The organism is Streptomyces sp. NPDC091280, assembly GCF_044768565.1.
Lineage (GTDB): Bacteria > Actinomycetota > Actinomycetes > Streptomycetales > Streptomycetaceae > Streptomyces.
Genome location: NZ_JBIVUZ010000006.1, coordinates 200,077 through 223,026 on the forward strand (window position 1 = coordinate 200,077; position 22,950 = coordinate 223,026).

The 22,950-nt window shown below is 72.9% G+C and carries 19 protein-coding genes; 8 read left to right on the top strand and 11 right to left on the bottom strand.

Translation table 11 applies throughout. The annotated features are described in order from the left end of the window. Positions 1–72: 72 nt before the first annotated feature. Positions 73–618, top strand: a complete 546-nt coding sequence (locus tag ACIQPR_RS19710) for a hypothetical protein (protein ID WP_403649856.1) — start codon at positions 73–75, stop codon at positions 616–618. Between the two features lie 15 nt (positions 619–633). Here ACIQPR_RS19710 and ACIQPR_RS19715 read toward each other — a convergent pair whose 3' ends face one another. After that, complete coding sequence (locus tag ACIQPR_RS19715) at positions 634–1,701, bottom strand: O-antigen ligase family protein (RefSeq protein ID WP_403650621.1); 1,068 nt, start codon at positions 1,699–1,701, stop codon at positions 634–636. A 232-nt stretch (positions 1,702–1,933) separates the two neighbouring features. On the opposite strand from ACIQPR_RS19715, the gene lnt reads away from it, so the two are divergent. Both lnt and ACIQPR_RS19725 read left to right on the top strand, forming a co-directional pair. Beyond that, positions 1,934–3,544 carry an apolipoprotein N-acyltransferase gene (gene lnt, locus ACIQPR_RS19720; RefSeq protein ID WP_403649859.1) on the top strand — a complete coding sequence of 537 codons (1,611 nt, stop codon included), beginning with the start codon at positions 1,934–1,936 and terminating at the stop codon, positions 3,542–3,544. A gap of 88 nt (positions 3,545–3,632) precedes the next feature. After that, entirely contained in the window at positions 3,633–4,112 is a 480-nt protein-coding gene (locus ACIQPR_RS19725; protein ID WP_403649862.1) for an NUDIX hydrolase, read from the top strand. A gap of 96 nt (positions 4,113–4,208) precedes the next feature. Here ACIQPR_RS19725 and ACIQPR_RS19730 read toward each other — a convergent pair whose 3' ends face one another. The 8 genes from ACIQPR_RS19730 to paaI all read right to left on the bottom strand — a co-directional run bounded on the left by ACIQPR_RS19730 (position 4,209) and on the right by paaI (position 14,220). After that, positions 4,209–5,762: an MFS transporter gene (locus ACIQPR_RS19730; protein ID WP_403649864.1), complete on the bottom strand. Its 1,554-nt coding sequence runs from the start codon at positions 5,760–5,762 to the stop codon at positions 4,209–4,211. 125 nt (positions 5,763–5,887) lie between these two features. After that, entirely contained in the window at positions 5,888–7,243 is a 1,356-nt protein-coding gene (locus ACIQPR_RS19735) for an alpha/beta hydrolase (RefSeq protein WP_403649867.1), read from the bottom strand. A 216-nt stretch (positions 7,244–7,459) separates the two neighbouring features. Beyond that, on the bottom strand, positions 7,460–8,320 hold the full coding sequence (locus ACIQPR_RS19740) for a PaaX family transcriptional regulator C-terminal domain-containing protein (protein WP_403649869.1): 861 nt from the start codon (positions 8,318–8,320) through the stop codon (positions 7,460–7,462). 110 nt (positions 8,321–8,430) lie between these two features. After that, positions 8,431–8,979, bottom strand: a complete 549-nt coding sequence (locus tag ACIQPR_RS19745) for a hypothetical protein (RefSeq protein ID WP_403649871.1) — start codon at positions 8,977–8,979, stop codon at positions 8,431–8,433. Between the two features lie 324 nt (positions 8,980–9,303). Beyond that, a complete protein-coding gene (gene ligA, locus ACIQPR_RS19750) occupies positions 9,304–11,409 on the bottom strand; it encodes an NAD-dependent DNA ligase LigA (protein WP_403649874.1) in 2,106 nt (701 codons plus the stop codon). 94 nt (positions 11,410–11,503) lie between these two features. Next, positions 11,504–12,292: an SAM-dependent methyltransferase gene (locus ACIQPR_RS19755; RefSeq protein ID WP_403649877.1), complete on the bottom strand. Its 789-nt coding sequence runs from the start codon at positions 12,290–12,292 to the stop codon at positions 11,504–11,506. A gap of 141 nt (positions 12,293–12,433) precedes the next feature. Continuing rightward, positions 12,434–13,780, bottom strand: a complete 1,347-nt coding sequence (gene paaK, locus ACIQPR_RS19760) for a phenylacetate--CoA ligase PaaK (protein WP_403649879.1) — start codon at positions 13,778–13,780, stop codon at positions 12,434–12,436. After that, entirely contained in the window at positions 13,777–14,220 is a 444-nt protein-coding gene (gene paaI, locus ACIQPR_RS19765) for a hydroxyphenylacetyl-CoA thioesterase PaaI (protein WP_403649882.1), read from the bottom strand. The genes paaK and paaI overlap by 4 nt, the downstream gene beginning before the upstream one ends. A 217-nt stretch (positions 14,221–14,437) precedes the next feature. Between paaI and paaA the strand changes: the two genes are divergently transcribed. From paaA to paaE, 5 genes are read left to right on the top strand one after another with little or no spacing between them, the layout of a single operon-like run. Continuing rightward, entirely contained in the window at positions 14,438–15,430 is a 993-nt protein-coding gene (gene paaA / locus ACIQPR_RS19770) for a 1,2-phenylacetyl-CoA epoxidase subunit PaaA (RefSeq protein WP_403649885.1), read from the top strand. Continuing rightward, positions 15,427–15,711 (top strand): 1,2-phenylacetyl-CoA epoxidase subunit PaaB, encoded by a 285-nt coding sequence (paaB, locus tag ACIQPR_RS19775; protein ID WP_403649888.1) that lies wholly within the window; start codon positions 15,427–15,429, stop codon positions 15,709–15,711. Before paaA ends, paaB begins: the two co-directional genes overlap by 4 nt. Before the next feature lie 9 nt (positions 15,712–15,720). Beyond that, complete coding sequence (gene paaC / locus ACIQPR_RS19780; protein WP_403649891.1) at positions 15,721–16,575, top strand: 1,2-phenylacetyl-CoA epoxidase subunit PaaC; 855 nt, start codon at positions 15,721–15,723, stop codon at positions 16,573–16,575. Continuing rightward, the gene (gene paaD / locus ACIQPR_RS19785; protein WP_403649894.1) at positions 16,569–17,075 is read left to right on the top strand and encodes a 1,2-phenylacetyl-CoA epoxidase subunit PaaD; all 507 of its coding nucleotides are present in this window, start codon (positions 16,569–16,571) and stop codon (positions 17,073–17,075) included. The genes paaC and paaD overlap by 7 nt, the downstream gene beginning before the upstream one ends. A 43-nt stretch (positions 17,076–17,118) precedes the next feature. Further along, a complete protein-coding gene (gene paaE / locus ACIQPR_RS19790) occupies positions 17,119–18,231 on the top strand; it encodes a 1,2-phenylacetyl-CoA epoxidase subunit PaaE (RefSeq protein WP_403649897.1) in 1,113 nt (370 codons plus the stop codon). Between the two features lie 45 nt (positions 18,232–18,276). Here paaE and ACIQPR_RS19795 read toward each other — a convergent pair whose 3' ends face one another. Together ACIQPR_RS19795 and ACIQPR_RS19800 are read right to left on the bottom strand one after the other, a co-directional pair. After that, positions 18,277–19,899 (bottom strand): protease pro-enzyme activation domain-containing protein, encoded by a 1,623-nt coding sequence (locus ACIQPR_RS19795; protein ID WP_403649900.1) that lies wholly within the window; start codon positions 19,897–19,899, stop codon positions 18,277–18,279. A gap of 142 nt (positions 19,900–20,041) precedes the next feature. Further along, the gene (locus tag ACIQPR_RS19800; protein ID WP_403650623.1) at positions 20,042–22,927 is read right to left on the bottom strand and encodes an AAA family ATPase; all 2,886 of its coding nucleotides are present in this window, start codon (positions 22,925–22,927) and stop codon (positions 20,042–20,044) included. Positions 22,928–22,950 lie beyond the last annotated feature (23 nt).

The following is a 22,950-nucleotide window of genomic DNA, read 5'->3' on the forward strand; positions in this document are numbered from 1 at the left end:
CTGTCGTCGCGCAAAACGGTCACCCTCCGCAACGCGGTACCCGCGCGGCGAAACCTGAGTAGTCTCGTAGCCATGAGGGACCACCCCCGCGACGAAACCTCCCCGCAGGCCGAGATCTGGACCGGACGCGCGACCAACCGGTTCCAGTGGCTGCTGGCGCTCGCCGGTGCCGCCTGCATGGCGCTCGGCATCGAGCTGGCCGTGGACTCCGCCTGGACCTCCGGCATCGCCCCGCTCGCCATGTCCGTCGTCGGGTGCATCGCGGCCGGACTGCTCATGCTGTTCGGCACGCTCGCCTTCGTGCACGTCGCTCTGAAGGTCGACACGGAGACCCTCGAAGTGCGCTGCGGCCACATCGGCCTGCCGCGCCGCCGTATCCCCCTCTCCAGCGTCGCGGGCGCCGAGTTCGCCCCGCACGTCACCCCGCGCCAGTGGGGCGGCTGGGGCTACCGCTGGCGGCCCGAGAAGGGCACCGCCGTCGTCGTGCGCCGGGGCGAGGGCATCGTGCTGCGGCTGTGGGACGGGCACACGTTCACCATCACCGTGGACAACGCGGAGGCGGCCGTACGGATCATCACGGACCGGCTGGTACCGCCCACGCCCGGCGCGGCGCACTGACGTCACCCCGGCCCGTCACGGGGCGAGGCGATCGCCACGCGCGCGTGCCTCCGGGACGGTGTGCGAGGCGTCGTCGGCGACCGGGTGGGCCGTGGCGAGACCGGCCAGGAAACCCGCGCCGGCCGTGACCGCGGTGAAACTGAGCGCGTCGCCCACCGAGGCGATGACCGCGAGCCCGGTCAGCGCGGCCCCCGCCGTGAGCGCCACCGGCGTGGGACGCGGAGTGCGCCACAGGGCGTGGAGCACCCAGCAGAAGGCCGCCGCCAGCAGGAGCACGCCGACGACCCCCTGCTCCGCCACCATCTGGAACGGCGCCGAGTGCGGCTTCCCGTCCGGCAGCAGCGCCTCGGCCGCCGCGTTGCTCAGCTCCCCGAAGCGCCCCGGGCCCACCCCCAGGCCGGAATCCCGATGGGCCATGTGCAGCGCGTCCTGCCACAGCCGAACCCGGTGCGGACCGAGCTGGCCCTCCAGGGACTCGGTGAGCCCGCCCGGCAGGACGTTCCCGGCGACGGCCCAGGTCGCCCCGGCCACCAGGGCCGCGGCCAGACCGAGGCCCACGACCCCGAGACCGCGGTGGCGCATCCGGCCGGCGGCGAGCGAGCACAGCAGCACCGCCGTGCACAGGACGAACCCCGAGTCCGAGCCCAGGACGAGCGCGGTGCCGGTGATCCCGACGGCCAGCAGCCACAGCGGGACGCGCACGACGGGCGCCGACGCGGCCCGGGCCGCGCAGCACGCGGAACCGGCGGCCAGGGTCAGCAGGGCGGCGGTGGCACCCGCGTGGCCCAGCGGGGCGTCGAACTGGGGCCCCGGGGCGATACGCGGTTCAGCCAGCGCCAGACCGAGGCCGGCCAGCGCCCCGGCACAGGGCGCGGCGACCGGCACGAGCGCCCCGGAGATCCGCCCCGACGCGTACCCGGCGGAGACCGCCAGGACCGCGAGCAGCACCCCCTCGGGCCGGCCGTCGTGCATCGCGGCGGTGATCAGCGACCATGCGGCACACGCCCCGAGCACCGCGACACCCACGGCGTCCGAAACGTTTCGTCTTTCGCTGTCGGCGTCCGGACCGGTCGCCGACGCCATCCCCGTGGAACCCACCCCGCCGCCCCCTGAACCGAGCCCCCCGACCCGTGACCGACCCCGGCCGCGGACCTGGACCGACCGCACGACAGGGGCTCCGGCACACCGTAACGGCTGATGACCGATTTGTGGACGAGTCGCGCAGGAACGACGCGGCTCCCGGCCTGTTCAGTGCCCCCTGCCGCCATCCGGACCGCGCTGTCGGCCCCCAAGCCGACCGCCGTACACTCCCGGAGTGACCGTCACCGCAACCTCCGTGGACGAGTCGGACCAGCTGGAGCCCCAGGCCGCGCCCGCAGCGCGCCTCGCCCGGCTCGTCCGCCTGGTCCCGGCCGCCGTAGCCGCCCTCTCCGGAGTGCTGCTCTACGTCAGTTTCCCGCCGCGCACGCTGTGGTGGCTGGCGCTGCCCGCGTTCGCCTGCTTCGGGTGGGTGCTGCGGGGGCGCAGTTGGAAGGCGGGGCTCGGTCTGGGCTACCTCTTCGGCCTCGGATTCCTGCTGCCGCTGCTGGTGTGGACCGGCGTCGAGGTCGGCCCCGGCCCCTGGCTCGCGCTGGTCGCGGTCGAGGCGATCTTCGTCGCACTGGTCGGCGCGGGCATCACCGCGGTCTCGAAACTCCCCGCCTGGCCGCTGTGGGCGGCGGCACTGTGGATCGCCGGCGAGGCGGTACGCGCGCGTGTCCCCTTCCACGGCTTCCCCTGGGGCAAGATCGCCTTCGGCCAGGCGGACGGCGTCTTCCTCCCGCTCGCCGCGGTGGGCGGCACCCCGGTCCTCGGCTTCGCCGTCGTCCTGTGCGGCTTCGGCCTGTACGAGATCGTGCGGCTGGCCCTGGAGACCCGGCGCACCCGTGAGGTACGGCGGTCCGCCGCGACCGTGGCCCTGCTGAGCGTGGCGGTACCGGTCGTCGGCGCGCTGGCCGCGCGCTCCCTGGTGAGCGACAAGGCCGAGGACGGCACCACGACCGTCGCGGTCATCCAGGGCAACGTCCCGCGCGCGGGACTGGAGTTCAACGCCCAGCGGCGTGCCGTCCTCGACTACCACGTCAAAGAGACCCTGCGGCTGGCCGCCAAGGTCAAGGCCGGCAAGGTCGCCAAGCCCGACGTCGTCCTGTGGCCGGAGAACTCCTCCGACGTCGACCCGTTCGCCGATGCCCAGGCCTACTCCGACATCGACGAGGCCGCGAAGGCGATCGGCGCGCCCATCTCGGTCGGCGGTGTGGTCGAGCGGGGCGGCAAGCTCTACAACGAGCAGATCCTCTGGGACCCGGTGAAGGGCCCGACCAGCACCTACGACAAACGGCAGATCCAGCCGTTCGGCGAGTACCTCCCGATGCGCTCGCTCCTCGGGGCCATCAACAAGAACTGGACCAGCATGGTCCGCCAGGACTTCAGCCGGGGCACCAAGCCGGGCGTGTTCACCATGAACGGCGCCAGGATCGGCCTGGTCACCTGCTACGAGGCCGCCTTCGACTGGGCCGTGCGCTCCGAGGTCACCGACGGCGCCCAGCTGATCTCTGTGCCCAGCAACAATGCGACCTTCGACCGCAGCGAGATGACCTACCAGCAGCTCGCCATGTCCCGGGTCCGCGCGGTCGAGCACAGCCGGACCGTCACGGTCCCGGTGACCAGCGGCGTCAGCGCGATCATCATGCCGGACGGGAGGATCACCCAGAAGACCGGCATGTTCGTGGCCGACTCCCTGGTCCAGAAGGTGCCCCTGCGCTCCTCGGAGACACCGGCCACCAAGCTCGGCATCCTGCCCGAAATGGCCCTGGTCCTCGTCGCCGCCGGCGGCCTCGGCTGGGCGATCGGCGCGGGTGTGCGCAGGCGGCGCGCGGGCGACGCCTAGCCGTACGCGGGCCGTACGCCCGTCGTCCGTCCGCCGCGCGCACGGCAGTTCACGAAGTGGCCATGGACCGTCCCGCTAGGGTCGGACCATGGCTACTCCTGATTTCATCCGTACGATCCGGGAATCCGCCGGGCACCAGCTGCTGTGGCTTCCCGGGGTGAGCGCGGTCGTCTTCGACGACGCGGGACGCGTGCTGCTGGGCAAGCGGTCCGACAACCACGAGTGGGCGCTGCCCTCCGGCATTCCCGAGCCCGGCGAGCAGCCCGCGGTGTGCGCCGTGCGCGAGGTGTTCGAGGAGACGGCCGTCGAGTGCGTGGCGGAGCGGGTCGTGATGGTGAAGGCCGGCGGGCCGATCAGCTATCCGAACGGTGACGCCTGCCAGTTCATGGACATCACCCTGCAATGCCGGGCCACAGGCGGCGAGGCGGCCGTCAACGACGACGAGTCCCTGGAGGTCGGCTGGTTCGAGCTGGACGCGCTGCCCGAACTCAGCGACCACCAACTCTTCCGGATCAAGCAGACCCTGGCCGACGCGCCCACGTGGTTCGACACCACGACCACTGACTGAACCGGGGTCCGCCCACGCGCGCCAGGACCCGGCGCACGCCGTGGAGCTGCGACTCGCCCTGTGGCTACGACGGTTGGCGGCGCGTGGGCGGACCCGTCACACGGACTCGGCGGTACGGCGGCCCCTGAGCGTGGCGAGCGCCAGCAGCGCCGAGAGCAGGGCCGCGCTGCCGCAGACCACGAAGCCGATCGAGTAGCCGTGGCCGAGGGCGTCCAGGGCGAGCGGATGCAGCTCGGCCAGCTTCGGGGACGCCGCCGAGGCACCGTTCACCGCGAGCGGGCCGCCCTCTTCCAGTACGGCCGTGCCCGCGCCCTTCAGAGCTTGCGGCAGGGCGGAGTTGTCGAGGGAGTCGGTGAAGCTGCTAGCCGCGCGGCTGAGCGCGACGGCGCCGATGACGGCCGGGCCGAGGGTGAAGCCGAAGTCGCGCAGCAGGTTGGTGGTGGCGCTCGCCATGCCCGCCAGGTGGGTCGGCACGGTGTTCACGGCGGTCGCGGTGATCGACGAGACGGTGATCGCGAAGCCCAGGCCGACCAGACCGAGCGGCAGGATCAGCGAGGTGAAGGCGGTGTCGGTGATCGGGAGCGTGGCCGCCCAGTAGTCGCCCGCCGCGATCAGCACCAGCCCCGTGCCCAGGAGCAGGCCGGGGGCGACGGTCCGCAGCAGTCGTTCCGTCAGCGGCAGCATCACCAGGGTGACGCCGTTGAGGAGGACGAACGCCAGGCCCGTGCGCATGGGCGCCTGGTCCTGCACCGGGCCGAGCCGGATGCTCACGGAGTAGGCGGTGCCGAGGAAGGCGAACATGCCGACCACCGCGACGACCGAGGCGACGGCGAAGGCGCGGTTGCGGAACAGGTCGAGGCGGAGCAGCGGCGACTTGGCCCGCTTCTCGGCCAGCACGAAGGCGGCGAGGAACACGGCCGCCAGGACGAAGGCGATGACGATCGAGGGCGAGGACCAGCCGTCGGTCGGGCCCTGGATGATCGCGTAGAGCAGGGCGAACAGGCCCAGGCCGATCGTGACCTGTCCCGCGATGTCGAGTGAACGGCCCTCAGGCGCACTGGAGTTCACGGCGAACAGGGCGCTGACCGCGATGCTCGCCACGGCGATGGCGGTGACCACGACGAAGGACCAGCGCCAGGAGCCGTATGTCGCGGTGACACCGCCGAGCAGCGGGGCGATGAACCCGCCGGTGGACAGCAGGGCCGCCCACATCGCGATCACGCGGGCCCGTTGCGCGGGTGAGGTGGTGCCGGCGGCCAGGATGGCCAGCGAGGTCGGGAACAGGGCGGCGGCACCCAGCCCGGCCAGGGCCTGTCCGGTCCAGAGTTGGTGCACACCGGAGGAGGTGGCGCTGACCAACTCGCCCACGGCCAGCAGCGACGCGCCGCCGACGAGCAGCCGTTTGCGGCCGAAGAGGTCGCCGAGCAGGCCGAAGGTCAGCTCCAGTACGGCGACCGGCAGCAGGAACGCGTCGGAGATCCAGGTGAGTTGGGAGCCGACCGGGTGCAGGTCGGACTGGAACAGCCCGTTGAGGGTGGCCGGTATGGCCAGGCCGATCTGCGCGAGGCAGACGGCGAGGAGACCGGCGACCAGGGTGCCGGTGGTCAGGCCGGGGCCGGTGGCGGTTCTGGCGGAGGATTCGGTCGTCATCGACACGGAGGACTCCTGAAGCGTGCGGAACGGGGACGGAGGAGGAGACAGGGGAGGGGAGAGAGGTGGGGACGGTGAGCGGAGAGCAGGCGCCGGGGGAAAGGGAAGGCGCGGGCGGCCCGGGATCAGCGGGTGCCGGTCAGGCGGTCCGGGCGGTAGTCGGTGAAGGCGGCGCCGTCGAGGCCCAACTCATCTGCCGTGCGCTGGAGTTGGGCGGCGGAGGCGGAGTCGCCCCAGCGCCCGGTGTCCAACCGGTGTTCCACCGCGTGCAGTCCGGCGACGACTTCGGCGGTGGTGAAGTTGCAGTGGCTCTGGCGGGCCACATAGGCCTGGCGCAGGAGCGCGGAGTCACCGGCCGCGCGCACCCGCCCGGCGAAGGCCGACTCCTGTTCCACCGGCACCAGTTGGTCGGCGGTGGTGTGGATGTCCAGCAGCGGTACGGACAGTCCCTGCCCCGCGGTCGAGGTCCGCCGCAGCCGGGTCACCGCGACCGGGTCGGCCGTGACGTCCGCACCACGGGTGAGCCGGTTCAGATCGGCGCGCAGACCGAGACCGGCGTCGCGGTAGAGCGCCTCGACCTGCTTCAGGTGGGTGGACCCGCGCAGCAGGCGGGCGTAGTCGACGCCCTTGTTCCAGGACGTGTTGCCACCGGCCGACTGCTCCACCGACCAGCGCGCCGGGACGATGAACCCGAGCAGCCCCTGAGCCAGCCACGCGTACTGCTGCCGCTCCTGGTCCGCGAAGTCGCCGCGCGCGGGCGGCTGTTGACCGGGAGCCCAGTCGGCCAGGTTGAGATAGGCGGCGGCCAGGGCGATCCGGGCGCGTCCCGCCGGAGTCTGCTGCGCCGCTTCCACGGCCGCCGTCAGACGCCCGGCGAGGGCGCCCGCGTCGGCCTGGCCGTCGAGGTTCACCAGGGCGTCGGCGTCGGCGGGGTCGAAGAACGTGGCCAGGGTGTACTCGGCGTCCAGCTGGTAGTTGTCCAGGTCGACACCGCCCGCGACCAGGCCGCACAGACCGAGCGCGCCGTCGACGCGTCCGGCGCCGTCGCGGGCGATCTCCGCGTTGACCAGGCCGCCCATGGACTGGCCGACCGAGATGACCCGTTGCGGGGTGCCCACCTGGTGGCGGAACGCGGTGAGCGTGGCGAACTGGTCCCGTTCGGCCGAGTCGAGCGCCCACATCGAGCCGTTCGGGTCGTAGGAGGAGCCGGCGAGGGCGTATCCGGCGGCCAGCAGGGTCTGGGCCACGGCGGGCGACGGGGCGTCGGCGGCGGTCGTGGGGCCGAAGCCGTGGCTGAAGAGGAGGAGGGTGCCGTTCCAGTGGTCGGGTGTGTCGGCGATCCAGGTGGCGCCATCGGCCAGCGTGCCGGAGTGGTGGGCGGCGGCGCCTGTGGCGTGGGCGGTGGTCGCCGGGCCGATCAGGGCCGCGGCGAGCGCGGTCGCGCAGGCCGCGGCGAGGGTCGAGAGACGGGGTCGGGGCATGACGGCGGCTCCGTGGGTCGAGGGGGACCGGAGGAAGGAGCTGGCGGGAAGGCCGAGCTGGGAAGCCGAGCGGGGGAAGCCGAGCGGGAAGAGCGCTGCGAATGTAGGGCTCTTTTTTCATTGCCGTCAATAGAATGACCAATATTACGGCGGACGGGTGCGCGCCTCGGGGCATGCCGGGGCCGGGCGCGGACCGGCGGGGCGTCGAGGGGGAGATCAGTCCAGCGTCAGGGTGTCCAGCAGGCGGGCGGCGGCGCGGGCGGCCGGGCGCTCCCAGCGGCGGGCCAGGCCGCGGAAGACGGTCTCCGCCTGGGCGGCCGGCCAGTCCGCGGGCAGGTGCTCGGCGGGCAGGTGCGGGTCCCGTCGTACGAGGTCCAACCAGTCGGTGTGCAGCAGGAGTTGGCCCGCGAGTTCGTCGCCTGCGGCTGTCGCGGGCAGGGGGTCGGTGCGGTCCCAGCGCTCCAGGAACGCCCGGTAGCGCGCGCCGATGGCCGGCACGTCGAAGGCCTGCTCAAGGACCTCGCGGACGTCGGTGGGCGACTCCACCTCCGCCCGGAACACCCGCAGATACGGTTCCAGGCCCAGGCCCGCCACCATCTCGCGGACGTCGACGGGTGCCGGGGCCACCCACAGGCCGTTCTGCAAAGGGCCGAAGCCCGCCCAGATCAGCCGGGAGCGCAGATCGTGCCGTTCGCGGTTCCAGGCCTCGGGCAGGGAGAAGCCGACCATTGTCCAGCGCCCGTCCCAGTCGCGGTTGACCGCGCCGGTGCGCCAGATGCGGTCGCGGCCGTCCGTCAGTACCTGGACGGCGTGCGGTGTCAGTCCGAAATAGGTCTTGCGGCCCTGGCGGCTGCGCTCCAGCAGATCGCGTTTGACCATGCGGTTCAGGGTGGTCCGCACGGCTTCCTCGGTGCTGCCCAGCCTGCCGAGCGCGGCGATCACACTGCCCGACGACACGGCGACGGGCCGCCCCAGGACATGGGCGCCGAAGAAGGTCAGCATCAGGGACTGGGTGCGCGGTTCGGGGCCGCTCTCGGCGGCGGGTCCGGCGGCGACATCGACACTGGTCACCGGCACAGCGTAGGCCCGGGGCGGGCGGGCGATGCCCTTGCGCCGATAAATGTGTCAGGTCTGTGACGGCTGTTTGCCATGTGCCAAATGATGGTGTCGCCCCGGCGCCGGGGTGGTCAGAAGGCGAACGCCTCGGTCAGACGGAGGGTGTAGCCGTCCTCCTCCATCAGGACGACCGTGACGCCGAACGGCGAGGGGTGGTCCAGATCGAGGGGGGTGAAGGCGTAGTCGACCGCGGCCCGCACGGGCGGCAGCAGGTCGGCGTCGGGCTGGGGAGCAGGAGCCGGCAGCCACCGCGGTCCGGCCGACGCCTGGTCCTCGGTGTAGGGGAACTGGTGCAGCACATGGCCGTCCTTCGTGGCGACCGCCATGTTGAGGCAGGGCGACGGGCCGTCGACGGGGAGTTCGCAGACGGTGGCGACGTCGTGGGTCTCCCAGGCGAGGACGATCTCGTCGGCGCCGGCCGCCGCGGCGATGTTCGACAGCGACGCGATGGCCGTGAGGGCGTCCCGGCCGGGCTCGACCGGCCGCAGCCAGATCAGGCCGACCAGCTCGCCGCGCACGAGCGGCATGATGACCGGGCGGGGCACGGCGCCTTCGCTGAGACCCGCGACGTACGCGCTCTTCATCGACTCCGTCAGCGCGTCGAACGTACGCGTGTCCATGAACTCCCCATCCGCAGCGGCTGTGTGGCGTCCATTCTGCCCTTGCCGCGGAGTGCCCGAGGTCGCTCCCCGGAGTGAAAAAGGCCCCGACTGGACGGGGGAGACCAGCCGGGGCCGTACGCGGTGGCCTGCGGAGGGCGGTCGCCTCTCGGCGAGGGGCTCCATGGGGCTTCAGCCGGACGATCGTCCCCATGGGCCATGGGTGAGGCCCGGGGACACTGTCCCCTCCGCAGCCACGTAGGAAAGAACGGGCGGGAGTCGTCGGTTGTTCCCGGCCGGGCCCTCGGGCGACTGTGAGCTGCGGAACACCTCCTGCGACGGCGATCAGTCGAGGTAGTCGGCGATCAGGGTCGCGAACTCGTCCGGGGTCGCGAGGCGGACGCCGAGGCTCTCGGCCTTGGCGCGCTTGGACCCCGCGTTCTCGCCCGCGACGACCAGGGTGGTCTTCTTGGAGACGCTGGAGGAGGAGCGGCCACCGGCGCGCTCGACGAGTTCGTTCATCTGGTTGCGGCTGAGCTTCTCCAGGGGGCCGGTCATCGCGCCCGTGACGACCACGGTCATCCCGGCCAGCGGTCCGTCGGCCACGGCCGGGGCTTGCGCGCCGTCCGCCTCGGTGCTGCCGGTCTCGTCGTCGCCGGTCTCGGGGGCCGGCGGGGTCGCGCCGGGTTCGGTCATGTTGACCCCGGCGGCGGCCAACTTGTCGATGAGCGGGGCCAGTTCGACCAGCTCGGCGACGATCGAGGGCGCCTTCTCGGTGCCGATGCCCTCGACCCGCCGCATCGCCTCCGCGTCGGCGGCGCGGATGCCGTCCATGGTGGCGAAATAGCGGGCGATACGACGGGACATGGACCGGCCGGTGCCGCGCACCCCGAGCGCGCACAGTACCCGGGACAGCGGCTGCCCCTTGGCCGCGGTGATCGCGGCGAGGAGGTTGTCCGTGCTGGTCTCGCCCATCCTCTCCAGGCCCAGGAGCCCGTCGCGGGTCAGGGCGAACAGGTCGGCCAGATCGGCGACCAGACCCGCCTCGACGAGCTGGACGACACGGGTGTGACCCAGGCCCTCGATGTCGAGCTGGTCGCGGCCGGCGGCGTAGGAGAGCGCGGCGACCAGATGGCAGTTGCGGCCCTGTTCGCATCGCCAGCGCAGTTCGCCGGTGTCGATGCCGGAACCGCAGCGCGGGCACACCTCCGGGAAGACGATGGGCTGCTCCTCGCCGGTCCGCAGATGCGCGACGGGGGCTTCGACGCGCGGGATGACATCGCCGGCCCGGTGCACCATGACGTGGTCGCCCAGGCGCAGATCGCGACGGGTGATGTCCCCCGGGTTGTGGAGGGTGGCGTAGGTGATGGTGGCCCCGTCGATCTCCACCGGTTCCAGGACGGCGCGCGGGGCGATGATGCCGGTGCGGCCCACGTTCCACTCCACGGCCAGCAGCCGGGTGATCTTCTCCACGGCCGGGAGCTTGTAGGCGATGGCCCAGCGCGGGGCCCGTGAGCCCGAGCCGGCGGCCCGCTGGTCGGCGGCGAGGTCGGCCTTGACGACGATCCCGTCGATCCCGAACGGCAGCCCGGCGCGCAGCGCGGCGATCTCCCGCACCCGGGTCAGCACCTCCTCGACCGTGTCGGCGGTGCTGCCGGGCACGGGGGTGGTGGCGGTGGTGTTGACGCCGAGCGCGGCGGTGCGGTCCATGAGTTCGCTGTGCGCGAGCTCGCCCAGCCGCTCGGCGAGCGCCGTCCCGGTGCCCGCGAGCGGCAGCAGGCCGTAGCCGAAGAACGTCATCGGCACGGTGTAGGCGCGTTCCCTGGCGCGCAGGGTGCCCGCCGACGCGCCGCGCGGGTTGGCGAACGGCTGTCCGTCGTGCGCGGTGCGAACCTCGTTGGCGTGCTCGAACTGGGCGGTGGTCATGAGGACTTCGCCGCGCACCTCGACGGTGACCGGCTCGGTCAGTTCGGCGGGCAGGCCCACGATGGTGCCGATCGCGTGGGACACGTCCTCCCCGGCGGTCCCGTCGCCGCGGGTGATCAGCCGGGTGAGGCGGCCGTCGACATAGCGGGCCGCGACGGCCAGGCCGTCGAGCTTGGGCTCCACGCTGAACCGCGTGACCTCGTGGCCGGTTCTTCGGGCCAGCGAGACGGTCCAGGCCGTGAACTCCTCGGCGGAGAACACGTTGTCCAGGCTGAGCATCGCCACCGTGTGCGGGACGTCGCCCTCGACCGCGCCGCCCGCGACCTTCCCCGAAGGGGAGTCGGGCAGCACCTGATCGGGATGGTCGGCCTCCCACGCGGCGATGCCGCGCACCAGCCGGTCGTAGGCGTCGTCGTCCAGCACGGAGGTGCCGCCCGTGTAGTAGGCGGCCGACGCCTTCACCGCGTCCTCGACCGCCTGCGCGTAGCCGGCGGCGTCCACGATCACTGCAACTGGTGTGGTCATGGCGTTCATCCTGCCTGCCACCACTGACAATGCCCCGGGAGCGAGCGCCGCGCCCTCTTCGATGCCGGGGCGCGTCCGGGCCGACTCGCCGGGCTCAGGGGATGCGCGCGACCGCCGCGTAGATCCCGCTGTCCTCCGGGGTCTCGTCCGGTGTCGGCGGGTGCCACTCCGGCGCCGTCACCAGGCCGGGCGGCACCAGGTCGAGGCCGTCGAAGAAGCGGGCGACCTCCGGGCGGGTGCGGAACCCGAGCTTGATGCCGCCCTTGGCGTACTCGGCGGTGACCCGCGCCGCCAGCTCGGGGTAGAGGTCGGACGCGGCGTGCGACAGGACCAGGTGGCTGCCGGACGGCATGGTGGCCACGAGGTCGCGGACGATGCCGTGGGCGTCCTGTTCGTCCGGGACGAAGTGCATCAGCGCGATCAGTGAGAGGGCGATCGGGCGGTCGAAGTCCAGGACGTGGCGGGCGTGTTCGACGATCGCCTCGGGCTCGCGCACATCGGCCTGGATGTAGTCGGTGACCCCGTCCGGGTGGCTGACCAGCAGGGCCTCGGCATGGCGCAGCACGATCGGGTCGTTGTCGGCGTAGACGACCTTCGCGGCCGGTGCGGTCCGCTGGACGATCTGGTGCAGGTTCGGCGCGGTGGGGATGCCCGTGCCGATGTCCAGGAACTGGTCGACGCCCCGCGCGGACAGCCAGGTCGCCGCGCGGTGCATGAACTGCCGGTTCTGCCGGGCCGCGTCCCTCGCCTCGGGCGGCAGTCGCTCGCCCACGGCCTCGTCGGCCGGGTAGTTGTCCTTGCCGCCCAGCAGCCAGTCGTAGACCCGCGCGGGATGCGCCTTGGCGGTGTCGATCTGCGGGGCCGACCGCGGGTCGGTCGTCATGGCGACTCCATCGTGGCCGTCGGGCCGTCGGGCAGGAAGGCAGGCGGTGGGGCGGATCCGGGCGAGCGCTCGATCATCGTACTCGGGACGTCATGTTGCTTGTGGGGGAGGGGAGTTGGCCTGCGGCGGACCGACCGGACGTCACCGCTCCCGCAGGTCCTTGACGCGGCGGATCTTGCCCACCGAGCGCTCCAGCGTCTCCGGGTCGACGATCTCGACGTCCACGGTCACGCCCACGCCGTCCTTGACGCCCTTGCCGATCGCCGCCGCGGCGGCCGTCCGCTGCTCGGGGCCGGCGCCGGGGCGGGCCTCGGCGCGGACCGTCATGTGGTCCATCCGGCCGCGCCGGGTCAGCTGGATCGTGAAGTGCGGGGCGACGGCGGGGGTGCGCAGCACGATCTCCTCGATCTGGCTCGGGAAGACGTTCACCCCGCGCAGGATGAGCATGTCGTCGCAGCGGCCGGTGATCTTCTCGATCCGCCGGAAGGCCGGGCGGGCGGTGCCGGGCAGCAGCCGGGTCAGGTCGCGGGTGCGGTAGCGGATGATCGGCAGCGCCTCCTTGGTGAGGGAGGTGAAGACGAGTTCGCCGCTGTCGCCGTCCGGGAGCACCTCGTCGGTGAACGGGTCGACGACCTCCGGGTAGAAGTGGTCCTCCCACACATGGAGGCCGTCCTTCGTCTCCACGCACTCCTGCGCCACTCCGGGGCCGATCACCTCCGACAGGCCGTAGATGTCGACCGCGTGGATGTCCATGCGCTCCTCGATCTCGCGGCGCATCTCCTCGGTCCACGGCTCCGCGCCGAAGATGCCCACCTTGAGGGAGCTGGTGCGCGGGTCGACGCCCTGGCGCTCGAACTCGTCGAGGAGGGTCAGCATGTAGGACGGGGTGACCATGATGATCTCGGGCTCGAAGTCCTGGATGATCTGCACCTGACGGGCCGTCATGCCACCGGAGGCGGGGATCACGGTGCAGCCCGCGCGCTCGGCGCCGTAGTGCGCGCCCAGTCCGCCGGTGAACAGCCCGTAGCCGTACGACACATGGACCTTGTGACCGGGACGGCCGCCGGCCGCGCGGATCGAACGGGCCACCACGTCCGCCCACATGGAGAGGTCGTTCTCCGTGTAGCCGACGACCGTGGGGCGCCCGGTGGTGCCACTGGAGGCGTGGACGCGGCGGACCTCGGCCATGGGCACGGCGAACATGCCGAAGGGGTAGGTGTCCCGCAGGTCGGCCTTGGTGGTGAAGGGGAACCGGGCCAGGTCCTCAAGGGCGCGGCAGTCGCCCGGTCCGACCCCGGCCGCGTCGAACTTGCGGCGGTACAGCTCCACGTTGTCGTAGGCGTGCCGCAACGTGGCCTGGAGCAGGCCCAGTTGACGCGCGCGCAGCTCCTCGCGGGTGAGGCGCTCGGCGGCGTCCAGCAGCGCTTTCGGCAGCGGCTCGCCCAGCCGCGGGCTCGCGGCCACCGGGGCCTTCTGGTCGCTGCTCATGGAGACTCCTTCGTCTTCGCCTTCGTCCTTGTGCCGTCGATGACGCGGCTGCGCCCGCGGAACTCCGCGATCACCTGGTCGCCGCGCAGCACGCTCACGTCGTAGACGCCGCTGCGGCCGAACCGGACGCGCTCCCGCGCGGTCGCCGTCAGGACGTCGCCCTCGTAGGCCGGAGCGACGAAGTCGATGTCCGCGGCGGCGGCCACGGTCACCGGGCCGTGGCTGTTGCAGGCACAGGCGAAGGCGGAGTCGGCGAACAGGAAGAGGAAGCCGCCGTGGGCGGTGCCGTGTCCGTTGACCATCGCCGGGGTCACGGTCATCCGGAGTACGGCGGTCCCCTCGCCGTGCTCGACGAGCGTCATCCCGAGCGCCCGGGACGCCGTGTCCGCGGCGAACATCCGTTCCGTGGGATTGGCGGCCGTGTTCGTGGCCTGCGTCATTCTCCACCACCTTGTGGACCGACCGAACATTCGGTTAGCGTGCGGCACGGCCAAGTAATCCAGCATCGCCACCGCCTGTCAAGAGATGACCGAGGAGCTCGCCGCGCTCGACGGCGTCACCCGCGTGGAGCTGTCGACCCGGCAGGTCTTGCCTCGCTGGCGGAAACCCATCACACTGGATACCGAACGAATGGTCGGTTGGGGAGTTGAGGTGTCGATGACCAGCACAGGCACGGAGGCGTCAGCCGCCGACCGGGACGAGACGTGGTTCGAGGAGCGGTTCGACGCCACGATCGCGAAGGACCAGCGGATCGAGCCCCGCGACTGGATGCCCGAGGGCTACCGCAGGACCCTGATCCGGCAGATCGCGCAGCACGCGCACTCCGAGATCATCGGGATGCAGCCGGAGGGCGACTGGATCACCCGCGCGCCCTCCCTGCGCCGCAAGGCGATCCTCTTCGCGAAGGTGCAGGACGAGGCGGGACACGGGCTGTACCTCTACTCGGCCGCCGAGACCCTGGGCGCGGACCGCGCCGAGCTGACCCGGGCGCTGATCGAGGGCCGGCAGAAGTACTCGTCGATCTTCAACTACCCGACGCCGACCTTCGCCGACGTCGGCGTGATCGGCTGGTTCGTGGACGGCGCGGCGATCTGCAACCAGGTCCCGCTGTGCCGCTGCTCGTACGGGCCGTACGCGCGGGCCATGGTGCGGGTGTGCAAGGAGGAGTCCTTCCATCAGCGCCAGGGCTTCGAGCTGCTGCTCACGATGATGCGCGGCACGGACGCGCAGCGGGCCATGGTGCAGGACGCGGTGGACCGTTGGTGGTGGCCGTCGCTGATGATGTTCGGGCCGCCCGACGACGACTCGCCCAACTCGGCGCGCTCCATGGCCTGGAAGATCAAGCGGCACAGCAACGACGAACTGCGCCAGCGCTTCGTCGACATGACGGTCCCGCAGGCGGCCAAGCTCCAAGTCGTGCTGCCCGACCCGGAGTTGCGGTGGAACGAGGAGCGCGGGCGGCACGACTTCGGCACCCCGGACTGGTCCGAGTTGCAGCGCGTGATCCGCGGCGACGGACCGCGCAACGCCGAGCGGGTCTCCCGTCGCCGGGCCGCCCACGAGGAGGGCGCCTGGGTCCGCGAGGCGGCCACCGCCCACGCGGCCAAGCAGGCGGCGCGCACCCGCAAGACCGAAGGAGCGGTGGCATGACGCAGGACTGGCCCCTGTACGAGGTGTTCGTCCGCGGCAAGCGCGGCCTGAACCACGTCCACGTCGGCTCGCTGCACGCCGCCGACGACGCGATGGCCCTCACCCACGCCCGCGACCTCTACACCCGGCGCAACGAGGGCGTGTCCATCTGGGTCGTGCGCTCGCAGCACATCGCCGCCTCGACCCGCGACGAGAAGGACCCGTTCTTCGCGCCGAGCGCCGACAAGGTGTACCGCCACCCCACTTTCTACGACATCCCCGACGACGTCCCGCACATCTAGGAGCAGGGAATGAGTGACGACCACGTCTATCTGTCCCTGGCCGAGGGACACGACGACGGCGACGCCCGCTGGGCCTTCGGCACCGGCTTCGAGGACCCGCTGCACGGCGTCGACCAGAGCGTGCCGGAGGGCACGGACACCGCCCGACTGGCCGCACTCTGCCTGGCACTCGGCGACGACGCGCTCGTCGGCGCCCAGCGGCTCGCCCAATGGTGCACCGCCGCCCCCGAGTTGGAGGAGGAGGTCGCCCTGGCCAACATCGGGCTCGACCTCCTCGGCCAGACCCGCCTGCTCTACGCGCGCGCCGGCCAGGTCGACGGCACCGGACGCGGCGAGGACGCCTACGCCTACTTCCGCGACGCCGACGCCTTCCGCAACGTACGACTGGCCGAACTCCCCAACGGCGACTTCGCGTTCTCCATCACCCGCCTGCTGGTGCTGTCCTCATGGCGGCTGGCCCTCTTCGAGCGACTCGCGGTCACCACACCGGACCCGGTGCTCGCCGCCATCGCCGCCAAGGGCGTCAACGAGCTGGCGTACCACCGCCAGTACGCGGCCGAGTGGGCCGTCCGGCTCGGCGACGGCACCGAGGAGTCGGCGCGGCGGATGCGGGACGCGCTGACCGCCGTCGCGCCCTACACGGACGAACTCTTCGATGACGACGGCGAGTTGAAGGACGACGGCGAGTTGAAGGGCGAGGTGCTGGCCGTGCTGCGCCAGGTCACCGACGCCGCCGGGCTCGTCTGGCCCGAGGCGGCACCGGTACCCGGACACGGTCGCGCCGGCGACCACACCGCACACCTCGCCCCGCTCCTGGCCGAACTCCAGAGCGTGGCCCGCGCCCACCCGGAGGCGACATGGTGACCGCCCTGCTCGACGCGCGGCGCGCCCGGCACATCGCCGCCCGGGTCCCCGACCCCGAGATGCCCATGCTCACGCTGGCCGACCTGGGCGTCCTGCGCGAGGTCGAGGTGCGCGAGGACGGCACGGTCGTCGCGAGCCTCACGCCGACCTACTCCGGCTGCCCGGCGATGGCCGAGATGCGCGCCGAGGTCGCCGCGCGGCTGACGGCCGCCGGCTACCCGCGCGTGGAGATCCGCACGGTCCTCGCCCCGTCCTGGACCAGCGACTGGATCACCCCGGCCGGCCGCGCCAAACTCGCCGCCCACGGCATCGCACCGCCCGGCGCCGCCCCGCGCGGTCCACTCGTGCTCACGCTGTCGCCGACCCGCCGCACGGTCGCCTGCCCGCGCTGCGGGGCGACGGACACCGAGGAGACCTCGCGCTTCGCCGCGACCTCCTGCAAAGCCCTGTGGCGGTGCCGGGCCTGCCGCGAGCCGTTCGAGTACGTCAAGGAGATCTGATGGCGAACTCCCAACTCCCCCTCGCGGAAAGGACGGTGGACACGTGACCGCCCCGGCCCCCACTGCCTCCACCACCCCCGCCCGCCCGGCGCGCCGCCGCCCGGCCTTCCACGCGCTGCGGGTGGCCGCCGTCGAGCCGCTGTGCGCGGACGCCGCCGCCATCGGCTTCGACATCCCCGAGCACCTGGCCGAGGAGTTCGCCCACCGGCCCGGCCAGTCGCTCACGCTCCGCCGCGAGGTGGAGGGGCGCGACGAACGGCGCTCGTACTCCATCTGCTCCCCGGCGGGAGCGCGACCGCGCATCGGTGTACGGACCGTCCCGGGCGGCCTGTTCTCCTCCTGGCTCGTCCACGACGTACGCCCCGGAGACATCGTCGAGGTGATGGCCCCCACCGGAGCCTTCACCCCCGACCTCACCCGCCCCGGCCACCACCTCCTGATCGCCGCCGGATCCGGCATCACCCCGATGCTGTCCATCGCGGAATCCGTCCTCGCCGCCGACAGCCGCTCCCGCGTCACGCTCTTCTACGGCAACCGGCGCTCCGACACCGTGATGTTCGCCGACGAGCTGGCCGATCTGAAGGACCTGCACCCCGGCCGGTTCCAGCTCGCGCACATCCTGTCCCGTGAACCGCGCGAGGCCGAGATCCTCTCCGGCCGACTCGACGCCGACCGGCTCGGCACGCTCGTGGGCGCCCTGGTGGACGTGGAGAGCGCCGACCACTGGTGGCTGTGCGGCCCGCACGGCATGGTCCGCGACGCCCAGCAACTCCTCACCGGACTCGGTGTTCCCGCCGAACGCGTGCACCAGGAGCTGTTCTACGCCGACGACGAGCCCGTGCGTTTGAACGAGCACGTCGACAAGGCCTACGCCGGACCCGTCAGCCAGGTCCGCGTCACGCTCGACGGGCGGACCACCGACTCCGCGCTGCCCAAGGACCGTTCGATCCTCGACGGCGCGCAGCAGACCCGGCGCGACCTGCCCTTCGCCTGCAAGGGCGGGGTCTGCGGCACCTGCCGGGCGCTGGTCACCGACGGGACGGCGGACATGCGGCGCAACTACGCCCTCGAACCCTCCGAGGTCGACGCCGGTTACGTCCTCACCTGCCAGAGCTTCCCGGTGTCCGACACCCTCGCCGTCGACTACGACAGCTGAAGCGGGCCGGGGAGGATCCCGGCCCGCTCGGTCCTGCGCCGTGGGTCAGCCGAGGAGCTTGGCCGCCAGGGTCGCGGCGTTGTACGAACCCCAGCCGGTGGTGAAGTCCCAGCCGCTGGCGGCGGAGTAGGCGCCGTTGCTGCCGCTGGTGATGTCGTGGAAGCCGGTGCCCTTCGCCGCGTAGAGCGCGGGGTTGGCGAAGCCGAGGTTGGCCTTGCCGGCCGCCGCGGCCTGCTGGTTGTAGAGCGCGCCGAAGGCCGCCCACTCGGGCGCGGCGGCGCTGGTGCCGCCGACCGAGCCCCAGCTGCCCTGCGAGTAGATCGAGACACCGGGGCTCGGGTTGGCGAGCGCCGACACGTCGGGCACCTGCCGGTAGCCGCCGCCCGCGGTCTTCTGCACGGCGGTCTGCCAGCTCGGGATCTTGAAGACGGAGGACTTGCCGCCGCCACCGCCGGACCAGGCGGTCTCCCTGCTCCACGCGTTGGCGGAGGTCACGGTCAGCGTGGTGCCGCCGACACCGGTCACGTACTGGTCGCTCGCCGGGTAGTCGACGGTGGTCGTACCGTCGCCCGCGTCGTCGGAGCCGTCGTCGCCGGAGGCCGCGTAGAAGCCGAGGCCCTCGGCCGCGCCCGCCTTGAACACGGCGTCCACGGCGTTGATGTTGGAGGTGGTGCGCTGGCTCTCGGAGGCACCCCAGCTGATCGAGGTGGTCGGGATGCCGCTGTCGACGATGGCCTGGTAGGTGTCGACCTCACCGGCGTCGGAGTTGGGGCCCTCGAAGACGGTGACGTTGGCCTTCGGGGCGATGGCGTGCAGGACCTCGATGTCCAGCTCGACCTCGACCTGTCCGTCACCGAGCGCGCCGGAGCCGCCGTCCACCTTCGACACGGTCGGAGTGGGCGAGCCCAGGCTGTAGTTGGTGTCGTACTTCGTGATGTTGGACTGCTGGAAGCCGTCGAACTCCAGCAGCGCGATCTTCTGCCCGCTGCCGGTGTACGTGCCGGAGACGTTGTAGCCGCCCTTGATCTGGGCCGGGGTGTAGCCGCCGCCGGGGCCGTTGTGCGGGTTGACCTTGGCGGACCCCTCGTGGTGCAGCTGGGCCCGGTTGTTGAGGCCGGTGACGTCGCTGACCAGGCCGGCGATGCCGGTGGGCAGGGTCGGCGCGCTCTCGTTGGCGTAGAAGGCGCGGCCCGACCGGGCGTCCTTCCACGTCGAGAGCTTGGTGCCGAACGCCTTCTCCAGCTGGGCGGCGGTGCCGCTGGCGTCGACCAGCAGGTTCCCCGAGTGGACCTTGCCGACGGTCAGGCCCTGGGCGCGCAGGAAGTCCTTGACCCGCTGGACCTCGGCGTCGGTCCGGCCGAAGCGGGCCGCGAACTGGGCCTTCGTCAGATAGTGGCCGTACGTGCTCGACCGCGGATCGCTGACGGCGGCGACGAACGTGTCGAGCGCCTTGTCGTTTCTCGGTGTCAGGCTGATGGCCACCGATATGCGTTTGCCGGCCGCGACGGCGCCGGTACGGGACGCGTCGTGGTTCAGGCCCTTGAGGACATCTCCCGCCACGGCGGCGCGAGTTGTGTGCGGCTGGACGGCGGCGTAGGCGCTGGGGACGGCGGCGGCGAGCAGGGCCGGTACGGCGACGAGGCCGACCAGCTTCAGACGTGACGTCACGGAAGTCCTCCGAGGAGTGGGGGGTTGCTGTCCCGGAAGCGGAACGGCCTTCACCGTAGGAACAGCGGCCCCACCCGCGTAAGCGGGGGAACCCTTGCGTCCTGTGTTAACTGCGGGTGTCACATGAACCGTTGATGTCGGCTCAGCGGCGGGTGTCGAGGGTGCGCGGAGTCCGCAGCCGGCCCGGCTGACTGATCGTCACCGCCTGTGTGGTGAGCTGCTGTTGGTCGTCGTCGCCGACGCCCACGGTCGCCGCGCCGGACGCGATGACGGCGACCGCCATGGTGTGGGCGAGCGCGGTGCGCGAGCGGACGCCGAACTTGCGGTAGACCCGGGAGAGGGTGCCCTCGACGGTCTTGACGCTGATGAACAGCTCGGCGGCGACCTCCCGGTTGGTGGCCCCGCCGCCGACCAGCTCGGCCACCCGGGCCTCCGTGGGCGTGAGTTCGGGCCGCCCCTCCCCGTCCCGGTCGCCGGCCTCCAGCCGGGCCAGTTCGTCGCCCGCCCGTGCCGCCAGCGGAGCGGCGCCGATACGGGTCGCGGTCTCCAGCGCCTCGCCGAGCGCGGTGCGGGCCGCGTTGCGGTGGCGGGCCCGGCGCTCGACCGCGCCGAGCGAGATGAGCGTGCGCACCAGCTCGACGGGCAGGGGGAGTCGGCGCAGTCCGTCCACGGCGCCGCGCAGCCGCACCGCCCCCTCCTTGGCCCGCCCGAGGCCCGCCTCGCGCAGTCCCTCGGCGCGTTCCAAGGCCGCCAGTACGCTGCCGGGCGCGTCGCCCGGCACCCGTGCGCGGGCCTCGTCGAGCACCGTCCCGGCCGCGTCCGTCTCGCCCAGGACGACCAGGGCCTCGGCCAGATCGCCGTACCAGTGCAGCAGCGGCGGGTCGGCGGCCGACATGGCCTCGCCGAGTTCCTTGACGCGTTGCAGTGCCTCGACCGCCGCGGCGGCCCCGCGCGGATCGCCGGTCAGCAACTCGGCCTGTCCCAGCACCGCGAGGGCGCGCAGCAGGAACAGCCGGTCGCCGTCCGCCTCCGAGGCCCGCACCGCCTGCCCGGCCAACCGCCTGGCCTCGTCCGCGCTCCCGCCCGCGGTCGCGGCGAGTGCCGCCGCGTACAGCGCGGGCGCGGCCTGTACGCCGGTCTCGGCCACGGCGCGGGTGCAGCGGGCGGCGGTGTCCAGCGCCTCCCGGCAGTGCCCGGCGCGGACCTGGATGCGGGTCAGCGCGACCAGGGTCGCCATGACCTCCTCGACCCCGGCGAACTCCCCTATCTCCGAGAGGAGTTCGGAGACCCGCCGCTGGGCCTCGGTGACCTGGTCGGAGTCCAGCGCGAGGATCGCCCGCATCCGGATCAGCCCCCAGCTCTCCGGTCCGGCACCCGCGCCGCCGGTCAGCGCGAGGGCCTCCGCCAACGCGGCGTCGGCGGCGACCGGTGCACCGCCCAGCGAACGCACCCGGGCGAGGGTGGCGAGCGCCCCGATCCGGGTGTCGGTGTCACCGGCCACGGCCGCCTGCCGGGCGGCGCGCCGGGCATGCCGGGCGGCCCGCCCCAACTCCCCACACAGCAGGCCCCGTACGGCCGCCCAGTGGTGCAGCCACGCCTCCGCCTGCGGGTCGCCGGCCGCGTCCCGCAGTCCCTCCTCGATCAGCGCGTGGGTGCCGTGCAGGGCCTGGCCGGCGTTGCGCAGCAGGACCAGCCGTGCCCGCACCCGCTGCCGGGCCGAACCCGAACCGGCGAGGACGGTCTCGGCCGCCTGCCCCGCCTCCTCCAACTGCCCTGCATCACAGGCGTATTCGGCCGCCGCCAGCAGCCGGTCGGCGCGCTCGGCCGGGCGGTCGCCCGGGGTGCGCAGGGCCGCGAGCGCGGCCAGTTCGAAGGCCGCGTCGGGCGCGCCGTCGCGGCGGGCGGACTCGGCGGCGGCCAGCACGGTACGGGCGGTGGTCTCGTCCTCGTAGGGGTGCGCGAGCGCGAGGTGCCGGGCCCGCTCCACCGGATCGCCGACCGCGCGGGCCAGCGCCGCGTGCGCCTCCCGCCTGCGGTGCTCCGGAGCGTCCGCGTACACGGCGGCCCGCAGCAGCGGATGCCGGAACCGGACGGTCCCGTGGGCATCGGCCGTCGCGACCCCGAGCCGTTCGGTCGCCGTCAGGTCCGCGGCCGGATCGTCGAACCCGGCGGCACGCAGCAGGGTGAGCGTGGGGCGGGCGGCGGCGCTCGCGACGAGGAGGGTGTGCCGGGCACGCTCCGGCAGGGCGCGCACCCGCTCCAGCAGCAGGGTGCGCAGCCGGTGCGGCACGGGCAGCGTCCGGCCGGGGCCGAGCGCCGCCGCGTCGCGCGGGGCCGACCGTCCCAACTCCAGTGCGTACCAAGGGTTTCCGGCGGCCGTGTCCTGGACGGCGCGCAGCACCGCCGGTGGCAGCTCGGCGGGCAGCAACCGCGCCACCTCGTCGTCCGTCAGGGGTGGCACAGGCAGTTCGACGGTGTCGGGCGGGCAGCAGTGCGGCCGTAGGGGCTGCTCGCCGTCCGCCACCCGCTCGGCGGCCACCACGCGGATGCCGAGGCCCTCGACACGGCGTACGACGAAGGCGAGCACCTCGGCGGTCGGTTCGTCGAGCCACTGGAGACCGTCGAGGACCAGCAGCACCGGGCCGGTGGCGGCGAGGGCGCGCAGCACTTCGAGCACGGCGACGCGCACCGCGAGCCGGTGGTGGCCGTCGTCCGGTTCCCGGCCTCGCAACAGGGCGGCCCGCAGCGCCTGTTGAGGTTCGGGCGGCAGGGCCGTCAGGCAGCTCTCCGGCACCCGGGCGAACAGGTCGACGAGGCCGGCGAACGGCAGCCGGGCGTCCGCCTCGGCGGGGGAGCAGTGCAACACCGTTCCGGTCGGCTGGAGTCGGGCGCCCGAGGAGGCCACGAGGGCGGCGAGGAGCACGGACTTGCCGATGCCCGCGGGACCGTGCAGCAGTATTCCCTGACGGTTCGTCAACTCGGCGCGGGCGGTGCCGATCAGCTCGCGGTGCCCGGTCAACGACCGCACTTCCGCGCCACGGCGGGGCGGGC

What these genes read in the sequence shown, in the direction of transcription:
- ACIQPR_RS19710 (WP_403649856.1), top strand. Translation starts at nt 73, where the DNA reads ATGAGGGACCACCCCCGCGACGAAACCTCCCCGCAGGCCGAGATCTGG.
- ACIQPR_RS19715 (WP_403650621.1), bottom strand. Translation starts at nt 1,701, where the DNA reads ATGGCGTCGGCGACCGGTCCGGACGCCGACAGCGAAAGACGAAACGTT.
- ACIQPR_RS19725 (WP_403649862.1), top strand. Translation starts at nt 3,633, where the DNA reads ATGGCTACTCCTGATTTCATCCGTACGATCCGGGAATCCGCCGGGCAC.
- ACIQPR_RS19730 (WP_403649864.1), bottom strand. Translation starts at nt 5,762, where the DNA reads ATGACGACCGAATCCTCCGCCAGAACCGCCACCGGCCCCGGCCTGACC.
- ACIQPR_RS19735 (WP_403649867.1), bottom strand. Translation starts at nt 7,243, where the DNA reads ATGCCCCGACCCCGTCTCTCGACCCTCGCCGCGGCCTGCGCGACCGCG.
- ACIQPR_RS19745 (WP_403649871.1), bottom strand. Translation starts at nt 8,979, where the DNA reads ATGGACACGCGTACGTTCGACGCGCTGACGGAGTCGATGAAGAGCGCG.
- ligA (WP_403649874.1), bottom strand. Translation starts at nt 11,409, where the DNA reads ATGACCACACCAGTTGCAGTGATCGTGGACGCCGCCGGCTACGCGCAG.
- ACIQPR_RS19755 (WP_403649877.1), bottom strand. Translation starts at nt 12,292, where the DNA reads ATGACGACCGACCCGCGGTCGGCCCCGCAGATCGACACCGCCAAGGCG.
- paaK (WP_403649879.1), bottom strand. Translation starts at nt 13,780, where the DNA reads ATGAGCAGCGACCAGAAGGCCCCGGTGGCCGCGAGCCCGCGGCTGGGC.
- paaI (WP_403649882.1), bottom strand. Translation starts at nt 14,220, where the DNA reads ATGACGCAGGCCACGAACACGGCCGCCAATCCCACGGAACGGATGTTC.
- paaA (WP_403649885.1), top strand. Translation starts at nt 14,438, where the DNA reads ATGACCAGCACAGGCACGGAGGCGTCAGCCGCCGACCGGGACGAGACG.
- paaB (WP_403649888.1), top strand. Translation starts at nt 15,427, where the DNA reads ATGACGCAGGACTGGCCCCTGTACGAGGTGTTCGTCCGCGGCAAGCGC.
- paaC (WP_403649891.1), top strand. Translation starts at nt 15,721, where the DNA reads ATGAGTGACGACCACGTCTATCTGTCCCTGGCCGAGGGACACGACGAC.
- paaD (WP_403649894.1), top strand. Translation starts at nt 16,569, where the DNA reads ATGGTGACCGCCCTGCTCGACGCGCGGCGCGCCCGGCACATCGCCGCC.